Below are 9,768 nucleotides of genomic sequence, written 5' to 3' on the forward strand. Positions count from 1 at the left end.
AAACTTTTGCTCTGAAATTTTGCTGAACTTTTGATACTTATTTTTTAGTTTCATATTAGGAGCTTATCAGGTTTTTTGATGATTTTGCTTCCTAAGCCCCATCGTTAATCGCTTATATTCAAATAGGTTTGTTTGACTTAAAGAATATCGTTAGAGATAACGTGATCATCATGACTATCGCACTATTATTATTTTAGCAATACAAAAAGCCGTCTGAAATCATTGTTTCAGACGGCTTTTTGCATAAAAACTATTCAGCAAGTCACTGTCTCTATGAACAAATATTTATGCTGATTTTTTAAGCTTCTGCGCTTCATGTTAGGTTTGGGCGCTCGGTGCAGGTAAAGCTTTATGTAAGCGATACCAACCAAATAAGCGATATAAGCAAAGTAAAGCAATGGCCGGTAAGCATAGGGCGCTGATTAAATAGCGGATATTGTTAAAATTGAATACATTATCGCCGGATAAAAGCGATGTGATTGCCCAAAACCACTCCCATAGCGAGGGCAGACTAAACGCTAATACGGCAATCAGCCCTAATGTTCTGAAAATGCCGATGGGTAAGATTTTTTTTTGTAATACGGTTCGGTTGAGTTGTAATAGAACGATTAAGCCAAAGCCAATGATGAGAATCATCCCGCCATTGGAGACAACCTGCAGGCTGCTGAAAGCAATATCGGGTGTAACGGTGTCGGTTTGTGCTTGGCTGGATTGACGATTCATGCTTTGGGAAATATTTAAACCGAGGCCGTAAATCATGTCTGCTAGAATAATCCAAATCGGGAGAGAGGTAAGTAAGCGGTTCATTATTGATGAAAAATTAATGTATAAATTACAAAAATATAATACATTATTCAGTACAAATTTGGCTATTTGCCCATGTAAAAAATATGTATTAAGTGACAAACTATAATGGTTTATGTGCTATTTGATAAAAGTATGCCGTTGCAGCAGGCTATAAATTTTACTTTGCGATGGCAAGATTGAAAAAGATTACTAAAAGTTTGGTTTGAATCACAAATTCTGTAATTTTATACCAAAATAAAAGAATTTCAGGTTACAATTTGTTTCTTAATAACAGTAGGCTTACCAGAAAGGATGTCAATGAATACCGTCAAACGTGACTTAACCCGTATCAGCCACAATACTAAAATTGTGGCCACCTTGGGCCCCGGTAGTAATGATGTTCAATTGCTTGAAGACATGATTCGTGTGGGTGGCTTGAATGTCGTTCGTTTTAATTTCAGCCATGGCACCGCAGAATTTCATCAAGAAAATGCGCGCATTGTGCGTGAGGCAGCCAAACGTTCCGGACAAGAAATTGCGATTTTAGCCGACTTGCAAGGGCCTAAAATCCGTGTAGGTAAAATTGCCGGTGGCAGCATTCAGTTGAATCAGGGTGAAAAACTGGTTTTGGATGCGGCGCTGGAAGAAGAAGGTACGCGTGAAGCGGTGGGTTTGGATTACCGTGATTTACCGAATGATGTGAAGCCGGGTGATGTATTGTGGTTGGATGATGGCTTATTGACGTTGACCGTGGATTCAGTTGAAGGAAGTAAAATTATTACAACTGTGGCTAATAGTCATGTATTAAAAAGCAACAAAGGCATCAATAAGCCGGGTGGCGGTTTGTCGGCCGGTGCGTTAACCGAAAAAGATTTCCGCGATTTGAAAACCGCCATTGCCATTGGTTGCGATTATTTAGCCATCAGCTTTGTTAAATCGGCTGAAGATTTGCATCTTGCCCGTGCCAAAGTGGAAGAAGAAATGCAGGGTAGCAATGCAGTTCGTCCGGGCTTGGTATCAAAAATCGAACGCGTGGAAGCGATTGAAAACTTGGATGAAATTATTCTCGCTTCAGATGGCATTATGGTAGCACGTGGTGATTTGGCGGTAGAAGTTGGCCATGCGGCGGTGCCTGCACTGCAAAAACGCATGATTCGCCGTGCGCGTGAATTGCGCCGTTTCAGCATTACTGCTACTCAAATGATGGAAAGCATGATCACCAATCCGGTACCAACCCGCGCCGAAGTGAGTGATGTGGCCAATGCCGTATTGGATGGTACTGATGCCGTGATGTGTTCGGCAGAAACCGCAGTAGGTGCGTATCCGTTTGAAACCGTGACCCAAATGGCGATGATTTGTGCCGCGGCGGAAAAAGAGCAAGATTCGTTGAACGGCGTTTCTGAAGTGATTGAAGAAAAAGAAGCCGTCAGCACCAACTTGGCAATTGCCACCGGTGCGGTCAGCGTGGCGCGCGCTGTGCATGCCAAAGCGATTGTAGCTTTGACCGAAAGCGGTTCGACTGCTTTTGAAATCAGCCGTCACAATATCCAATTGCCGATTTTTGCGTTGACCCCAAGCATTTCGGCACAGCGCCGCATGGCCATGTATCGTGGTGTGCGTCCGATGATTTTGGCAACCAGCACCGACCACAATACCGCCCTGAACGAAGTGGAAGCCACCTTAATCGAGCACAATATTTTGAAATCTGGTGATCAATACATCATCACCAGCGGTTCGAAAATGCGTGAATCTGGTTCGACCAATATGCTGGAAGTGTTGCAAGTGAAGTAACTTTATGCCCGAAAGCAGGCTGTTTCAGCCTGCTTTTTTTGTGTTTTGCATAAAAGTAACACAATGTAATCGATAGATAGACAAAATGTAGAAAAAACTGTTATTCGCGCATAAGCTATTATAAAATCGAGCAGATACACTAATTTAAGTACACGGTCGTTTCAGACGGCCTTTTTTATGTTTTACGATACGATATTCATTATGGAAAAGTCTTTGAAAAAATCAGCTTGGGCGTGGCCCTGGCATTTGCAGCCACCGCCGCCCAAGCTTCCGGCTATCATTTCGGTACCCAATCGGTAACCGCCCAAAGCACGGCCAATGCCGCCGCTGCCGAAGCGGCTGATGCCTCCACCATTTTCTACAATCCGGCCGGTTTGACTAAGCTGGAAAACCATGAAATTACCGCTACCATCAATGCCGTGGCGCCACACATCAAATACAGTGATGCCGAAGCGACTTATCGCCGTGGCGGTAAGGTAAACGGTGAAACCGGTGGCAAAATCACCGACGATATTGTGATTGCCCCGCATGTTTACGGCGCTTATAAAGTGAATGATGATGTCACCGTCGGTGTGGGCATGTATGTGCCGTTTGGCTCGTCAACCGAATACAGTAAAGATTCGGTATTGCGCCATCATTTAAACCAATTAGGCTTGACCACCATTGCCGTTGAGCCGGTGGTGGCCTATCAATTCCATCCGCAACATTCGATTGGTGTCGGTGCGATTGCTCAATATTCGACTGCGGAATTGCGTAAATATGCTGACTGGGATGCCAGTGGAGGGGTGAGTGAGAAAGCAGGATTCGATGCTACCGGCCACGCCGATGGCCATGCTGAAGTAAAAGGCAAAGACTGGGGCTTTGGCTACCAATTGGCGTGGATGTGGGATGTGAATGACCGTACTCGTGTCGGTGTGAATTACCGTTCGAAAGTTAGCCATACGCTTAAAGGTACGGCTGATTGGTATGCTGATGGAGCGGCTGTCAGTACGCCAAATCCTGTATTGGGCGGTCAATCGCTTTATGGTGCGGTTATTGGCCAGCCGACTTCACTCAATGCCGGTACGCCATTGGAGGGCCGTGGCTATGTGCCACATGAAAAAGCCTCAGTTAAAATCGTGACGCCTGAATCTTTGTCGGTGCACGGCATGTATAAAGCCACCGATAAGCTGAACCTGTTTGGTGATGTGACTTGGACGCGCCACAGCCGCTTCAACAAAGCCGAACTGGTCTTTGAAAACACCAAAAACATTGGCGGCGGCAACAAATCCGACCGCACCATCATCACCCCAAACTGGCGCAACACCTACAAAGTGGCCATCGGCGGTTCATACCAATACAGCGAGCCTTTACAACTGCGTGCCGGTATCGCCTTTGATCAAAGCCCGGTACGTGGTGCCGAAAGCCGCTTGAATACCTTGCCTGACGGCAACCGCATTTGGTATTCGGTGGGTGCCAAATACCAATACCGCAAAAACCATGTCTTCGACGTGGCCTACAGCCATATCCACATCAATGACACCAGTTTTAATGCAGCAGCGTCAACTGGTGACAATGTCGACAGCAAAGGCGCGGCAACGGCGAAATTCAACAATTATGCCAATATTTTAGGTGTGCAATACAGCTATAAATTCCGCTAAGATTGGAATAAACTAATTGTGCTGGTAATACAAACAAGCCGTCTGAAAAGGAAAAATTCTTTTCAGACGGCTTGTTTTATCGTTATCTCATTTCAAATCTGCTGGAAACACGCAAAAGATTAATTGCCGATGCGTGTGTGTGTAGTTTCCACGCCTGTTTTGATTTCGCCATACATTTCCGAGCTGCTGTTGCCCGATAAGCCACCGGCACAGGCAGAGAGCAGTAAAGCCAAGCCGATGGTGAGAAAAGTTTTCATGTTTTTTCCTTTATGATTCAATGTGATTTTAGCTAAAAGGCCGTCTGAAAGTTCAGACGGCCTTTGTGTTTATTTGGCGTCGCTGCGGAAATGATAGGCGCTGATTTCAAAACCGTTTTTGAAATACAGGCGGTGCGCATTCACGCGGTCTTGGCTGACATGCACATTTAGGTGGATTTTGGTTGCACCGACTTTGCCGCCGATTTTGCGCACTTCATCCAACAGGCGTGAAGCATAACCTTTGCGGCGGCTTTGCGGCATGGTAACGATGTCGTCGATGTGAATATGATGGCCGCTGGCCAGATTGTAGGTTTCATGAAAACCGACCACGGCCACGGCATTGTGTTTGCCTTCTTCAAAAATACCGAACAGGCGGTAACCGGCTGGGCGTTGTTGCTGATTAACTTGTTCGACAAAGCGGTTGATGTCGGTCAGGTTGGCGCGCAACATGCTTAAGGCAGCAAAGGCAGTGGCGGTTTCATCCGGCATGATTTCGCGCAACACGCTGTTGTCGGTAGCGGTAGCTTCACGTTGGGATTCGGCGGCGTGTTTCTCTTCAATCGCCTGCGCCAGCATCACTTTTTCATCAGGGTTGTTTTGCGCGGCTTGTTCTTCCAGTAAGGCTTTGCAGTCAATGATGCGTAAATCGTTATCGGAAGCGAAATCCATCAGAAAGCGGAACATCGGCGGATTGATGGTTTCCAGTTCTTTATCCACCGCCACGCAGCGTACTTTATCCACCAAAATCGGCCGTACCCATTTCGAGTAAGACAAGCGGTTGTCTTTGTCGAACGAAGACAGAATACCGCACAAACGTTCCGACCAGTCGCTCGGGCGGAAAACGCGGCCGGAGCTGGTGGTGCCATGAATGACAACTTCGTAAGGATTGCAAACTAACATGGTGTCTTCCTGAAAGAGTGGTTCTTCACGAATTATAACTGACTAAGCGGCTTTTCTTCAAAACATTGCGGTAAAAAATTTTTACAAAATCAATAAGATTTGGTTGTGTGGGATCAAACTTCAGACGGCGAGCAGAAAAAAATCAAGGAATTTAAACCATAGTATGGCTTTATTTTTCATATAAATTTCATAATTTTCTTTATTTTTTAGCAGACCGTTTCTTGTTATTATTTTTATTTTAAATAAAAACAAATTCTTAACTTATATTTTACGGGCGAGGGGATAATTTTATTTGTACAATTGTCAACAATATATTGCATCTTAGGTTAAATGAGTGTAATGTTTAATTACGTTAAATTGTTGACAATCTTGGAGGCGAGATGAAAAAAATTACGGCAATGATCAAACCTTTTAAATTGGACGATATGCGTGAAGCGCTCAGCAACATCGGTGTACACGGCATGACGGTCAGTGAGGTGAAAGGCTTCGGCCGCCAAAAAGGGCATACCGAAGTGTATCGCGGGGCGGAATATGCGGTGGATTTCATGCCCAAGGTGAAAGTGGAAATCGTGGCGGAAGACGAACGGGTTGGCCAAATCGTTGACATGATTTTGGAAACGGCGCGCACGGGTAAAGTCGGTGATGGCAAGATTTTTGTTGAAGCGGTCGAGCAGGTGATTCGTATCCGCACAGGAGAAACCGGTAACGAGGCCGTCTGAAACCGCAAACATTGTTCAGACGGCATGCAGCAAATCATTGAGAAGAAGAAAAGGACAGAGAACATGAAAAAATCGGCATGGATGGCGGGTTTTTTACCCGCAGGTGCGATGGCGCACAATTTGGATTGGTGGCAACCGTTCAGCGCCATCGATTCGGGTGATACGGCTTGGGTGATGATGGCGGCGGCTTTGGTGCTGTTTATGACGCTGCCCGGCTTGGCTTTGTTTTACGGCGGCATGGTGCGCAAGAAAAACCTGCTCTCTACCATGATGCACAGTTTTTCCATCGCGGCTTTAATCAGCGTATTGTGGGTGGTGGCCGGTTATTCGTTGGCGTTTACGCCGGGCAATGCTTTTATCGGCGGCTTTGATCGGTTGTTTCTAAACGGCATGAACATGGACATGGCCAAAGAGATGGTGACCGTATCGCCAAATGCAGGCTCGATTCCGGAAACGGTGTTTATGTTTTTCCAAATGACGTTTGCCATCATTTCCACTGCCATCATCACCGGCGCGTTTGCCGAGCGCATGAAATATTCGGCGATGATGCTGTTTTCCGGCATATGGTTTCTGCTGGTGTATGTGCCGACCGCGCATTGGGTATGGGGCGGCGGCTTTATGAGTGAAGGCGGCGTGTTTGATTACGCGGGCGGCACAGTGGTGCACATCAATGCCGGTGTGGCCGGCTTGGTAGTAGCGTTGGTGTTGGGCAAACGCGTGGGCTATGGCCGCGAAGCCATGCCGCCGCACAATATGGCTTTGACCTTAATCGGCGCGGCGATGTTGTGGTTTGGCTGGTTTGGTTTCAATGCCGGTTCGGCGGTGGCAGCCAATGCTTCGGCAGGCATGGCGATGGCGGTGACACAAATTTCGACCGCATTCGGTGCCATCACTTGGCTGATTTGTGAAAAACTGGCCGGACACAAACCTTCCGCGCTGGGTCTGGCTTCGGGCGCGGTGGCCGGTTTGGTCGGCATTACTCCGGCTGCAGGTTTTGTGGCAACCGGCGGTGCGATCATTATCGGTGTGGTGACGGCAATAGCGTGTTATGTGGCTGTAGCAGTGATTAAGCGCAAACTGGGCTATGACGATTCGCTTGATGCCTTCGGTATTCACGGTTTTGGCGGCATTGTTGGCGCAATCTTAACCGGCTTGGTGTTCGACAACCAAATCTTCGGCGGCGATGCGACCATTGGTTCGCAAGTGTGGATTCAAACCAAAGATGCCTTGACCACCATTGTGTACAGCGGCGTGATGAGCTGGGTGATTTTGAAAATCGTCGGCAAAATCTGTGGCGGCTTGCGTGTCGATAGAGACACCGAACGCGAAGGCTTGGATTTGACCATTCACGGTGAACGTGTTGAATAATTAAGAAAGGCCGTCTGAAATTCAGACGGCCTTTTATATTATTGAACAGGTTTCATTTCACGACACGCATTCACCGCGGCTTGTGTGCGGGCTTCGATATTTGGCAGCGGTGTGCCGATAGACGCATTTTTTATTTCTTCGCGGGTAATCGAATCGGCCAGCTTCAGGCTGGCGCATTCACATAAGGCTTTGATTTCGGCTGTGTCGCCGCCGGCAGAATCCAAGCAGGATTGGGTGCTGCTTTTGATAAAGCCTTCACGAAAACCGGTGTAAAATTCTTCGTTGTCGGTGTAGGATTTGGCCGCTTCTTGCGAGCAGGCGGTGAGGGTCAGGACGAGTGCCAATGGCAGCAGAAAACGGAAACGCATCGTTTTTCCTTGGGGAAACATAAAAACCGATTATAGAGTAAAACCGCAGGTTTTTGCCATTTCAGACGGCCTGCTTGATGCGAATCAGGCCGTCTGAAAAAACACCTTGAAAAGCCATGGTGAATCTGTGCACACAGGCTGGGGATATGCGATAATAAGGCCGTCTGAACCCTCCGCATGTAACGGCGCACCATGAACACACTGCTTTCAGTTGACTGCTTTGCGATTGCTGCTTTCGCGGCGGCCTGATTGTTTCCATTTTCCCGCACGGCGGGTTTTTTTATGGACATTTCAGCCGCTTATTATCGTGTGCCGCGCCATCTTGACATTGGAAAAAGGAAATCCCATGCCCAATCCGCTTTATCGTCAAAACGTCATTTCCATCGCCGATTTGACCACGCCGCAGCTGGAATTGCTGCTCAACACCGCCTTGAAACTCAAAGCCGAGCCGCGCAGTGATTTGCTGGAAGGCAAATTAATCGGGTCGTGCTTTTTCGAGCCGTCCACGCGCACGCGTTTGTCTTTTGAAACCGCCGTACAGCGTTTGGGCGGTAAGGTCATCGGTTTTGCCGATGGTGCCAATACCAGTGCGAAAAAAGGCGAAACGTTGGCGGACACGGCGCGCATTATTTCCAGCTACACCGATGCGATTATCCAACGCCATCCAAAAGACGGTGCTGCGCGCGTGTTGGCCGAGTTTTCCGCTGTGCCGGTGATTAATGCGGGCGATGGCACCAACCAACACCCAAGCCAAACTTTGCTTGATTTGGTAACGATTTTTGAAACACAAGGCCGTCTGAATGGCTTGAAAGTGGCCATGTGCGGCGATTTGAAATATGGCCGCACCGTGCATTCTTTGTGCCAAGCCTTGAAGCGTTGGGGCTGTGAATTTGCGTTTGTGTCGCCGCCGAGCTTGGCCATGCCGGAATACATCACCGAAGAATTGGACGAAGCCGGTTGCACGCATCAGATTTTTGCCACTTTGGAAGAAGCGGTTGAGTGGGCGGATATTCTCTACATGACCCGCGTGCAGCGCGAGCGTTTCGACGAGCAGGAATTTGCCAAAATCCAAGGCAAATTCAATTTGGACGCATCAATGCTGGCCAACGCCAAACCCAATTTGCGCGTGTTGCATCCTTTGCCGCGCGTCGATGAAATCCACCCAAATGTCGATGCCACGCCGCATGCCTATTATTTTGAACAGGCCACCAACGGCGTGTATGCACGCATGGCGATTTTGTCGCTGGTATTGAACGAAGAAGTGTAAGGAGCGCGCAATGGAAAAAAAACAATACAGCGTCGAAGCGATTCAAAACGGCACGGTTATCGACCACATTCCCGCCGGCAAAGGCTTGGCGATTTTGCGCCAGTTTAAATTGCTGCATTACGGCAGCGCGGTCACCGTGGGCTTCAACCTGCCGAGTAAGACACAGGGCAGTAAAGACATCATCAAAATCACCGGCGTGTGGCTGGACGACACCGCCGCCAACCGCTTGGCTTTGTTTGCGCCCGAAGCGGTGGTGAATGTGATTGAAGATTTTAAGGTGGTATCAAAACGCCACTTGACCATGCCGTCTGAAATCAGCGAAGTGTTCCGCTGCCCGAACACCAATTGCGCCAGCCACGGCGAGCCGGTAAAAAGCCGTTTCTATGTGCGCACCCACAATGGCCAAACACGTTTGAAATGCCATTATTGCGAAAAAACCTTCTCGCGCGAATCGGTGGCCGAAGCCTAAGACAAGCGGCTTTCAGCCATACTCGGCAATTATTCTAAAAAAACGACCGCATGGCATAAATGCTTAAATCATAAACAGATAGTCTGTTAGAATAAAGGCCCTTACATTCGCATTTCAAGTGCAACGCTCAAATGCCATTGGCAAGGGCTGCTGAAAACAGATCACCCGGTGTCTCATAGTCCAATGTCTTTCTCGGTCGGCGG

At 47.9% G+C, this 9,768-nt stretch carries 10 protein-coding genes; 6 read left to right on the forward strand and 4 right to left on the reverse strand.

The annotated features are described in order from the left end of the window. Positions 1-318 precede the first annotated feature (318 nt). The gene (locus tag CRG49_RS10945) at positions 319-807 is read right to left on the reverse strand and encodes a hypothetical protein (RefSeq protein ID WP_095502338.1); all 489 of its coding nucleotides are present in this window, start codon (positions 805-807) and stop codon (positions 319-321) included. A 297-nt stretch (positions 808-1,104) separates the two neighbouring features. Between CRG49_RS10945 and pyk the strand changes: the two genes are divergently transcribed. Beyond that, positions 1,105-2,577, forward strand: coding sequence for a pyruvate kinase (pyk, locus tag CRG49_RS10950; RefSeq protein ID WP_095502337.1), 1,473 nt, complete (start codon positions 1,105-1,107; stop codon positions 2,575-2,577). Positions 2,578-2,804: 227 nt separating this feature from the next. Further along, positions 2,805-4,217, forward strand: a complete 1,413-nt coding sequence (locus tag CRG49_RS10955) for an OmpP1/FadL family transporter (protein ID WP_369832040.1) — start codon at positions 2,805-2,807, stop codon at positions 4,215-4,217. A gap of 119 nt (positions 4,218-4,336) precedes the next feature. Here CRG49_RS10955 and CRG49_RS13375 read toward each other — a convergent pair whose 3' ends face one another. After that, positions 4,337-4,474, reverse strand: a complete 138-nt coding sequence (locus CRG49_RS13375) for a hypothetical protein (RefSeq protein ID WP_195690072.1) — start codon at positions 4,472-4,474, stop codon at positions 4,337-4,339. Between the two features lie 69 nt (positions 4,475-4,543). Then, on the reverse strand, positions 4,544-5,374 hold the full coding sequence (locus CRG49_RS10960) for a GNAT family N-acetyltransferase (RefSeq protein WP_095502335.1): 831 nt from the start codon (positions 5,372-5,374) through the stop codon (positions 4,544-4,546). 380 nt (positions 5,375-5,754) lie between these two features. On the opposite strand from CRG49_RS10960, the gene CRG49_RS10965 reads away from it, so the two are divergent. After that, positions 5,755-6,093, forward strand: a complete 339-nt coding sequence (locus tag CRG49_RS10965; protein ID WP_095502334.1) for a P-II family nitrogen regulator — start codon at positions 5,755-5,757, stop codon at positions 6,091-6,093. Positions 6,094-6,156: 63 nt separating this feature from the next. Beyond that, positions 6,157-7,461: an ammonium transporter gene (locus CRG49_RS10970; protein WP_095502333.1), complete on the forward strand. Its 1,305-nt coding sequence runs from the start codon at positions 6,157-6,159 to the stop codon at positions 7,459-7,461. Positions 7,462-7,499: 38 nt separating this feature from the next. Here CRG49_RS10970 and CRG49_RS10975 read toward each other — a convergent pair whose 3' ends face one another. Beyond that, positions 7,500-7,829: a hypothetical protein gene (locus tag CRG49_RS10975; protein ID WP_095502332.1), complete on the reverse strand. Its 330-nt coding sequence runs from the start codon at positions 7,827-7,829 to the stop codon at positions 7,500-7,502. 346 nt (positions 7,830-8,175) lie between these two features. Here CRG49_RS10975 and pyrB point away from each other — a divergent pair, with 346 nt between their 5' ends. Together pyrB and pyrI are read left to right on the forward strand one after the other, a co-directional pair. Further along, positions 8,176-9,096 carry an aspartate carbamoyltransferase gene (gene pyrB, locus CRG49_RS10980; RefSeq protein ID WP_095502331.1) on the forward strand — a complete coding sequence of 307 codons (921 nt, stop codon included), beginning with the start codon at positions 8,176-8,178 and terminating at the stop codon, positions 9,094-9,096. Between the two features lie 10 nt (positions 9,097-9,106). Next, on the forward strand, positions 9,107-9,565 hold the full coding sequence (gene pyrI, locus CRG49_RS10985; protein ID WP_095502330.1) for an aspartate carbamoyltransferase regulatory subunit: 459 nt from the start codon (positions 9,107-9,109) through the stop codon (positions 9,563-9,565). Positions 9,566-9,768: the final 203 nt, after the last annotated feature.

The organism is Neisseria sp. N95_16, assembly GCF_002551535.2.
Classification (GTDB): Bacteria; Pseudomonadota; Gammaproteobacteria; order Burkholderiales; family Neisseriaceae; genus Neisseria; species Neisseria brasiliensis.

What these genes read in the sequence shown, in the direction of transcription:
- CRG49_RS10975 (WP_095502332.1), bottom strand. Translation starts at nt 7,829, where the DNA reads ATGCGTTTCCGTTTTCTGCTGCCATTGGCACTCGTCCTGACCCTCACC.
- CRG49_RS10970 (WP_095502333.1), top strand. Translation starts at nt 6,157, where the DNA reads ATGAAAAAATCGGCATGGATGGCGGGTTTTTTACCCGCAGGTGCGATG.
- CRG49_RS10945 (WP_095502338.1), bottom strand. Translation starts at nt 807, where the DNA reads ATGAACCGCTTACTTACCTCTCTCCCGATTTGGATTATTCTAGCAGAC.
- pyrI (WP_095502330.1), top strand. Translation starts at nt 9,107, where the DNA reads ATGGAAAAAAAACAATACAGCGTCGAAGCGATTCAAAACGGCACGGTT.
- pyk (WP_095502337.1), top strand. Translation starts at nt 1,105, where the DNA reads ATGAATACCGTCAAACGTGACTTAACCCGTATCAGCCACAATACTAAA.
- pyrB (WP_095502331.1), top strand. Translation starts at nt 8,176, where the DNA reads ATGCCCAATCCGCTTTATCGTCAAAACGTCATTTCCATCGCCGATTTG.
- CRG49_RS10965 (WP_095502334.1), top strand. Translation starts at nt 5,755, where the DNA reads ATGAAAAAAATTACGGCAATGATCAAACCTTTTAAATTGGACGATATG.
- CRG49_RS13375 (WP_195690072.1), bottom strand. Translation starts at nt 4,474, where the DNA reads ATGAAAACTTTTCTCACCATCGGCTTGGCTTTACTGCTCTCTGCCTGT.
- CRG49_RS10960 (WP_095502335.1), bottom strand. Translation starts at nt 5,374, where the DNA reads ATGTTAGTTTGCAATCCTTACGAAGTTGTCATTCATGGCACCACCAGC.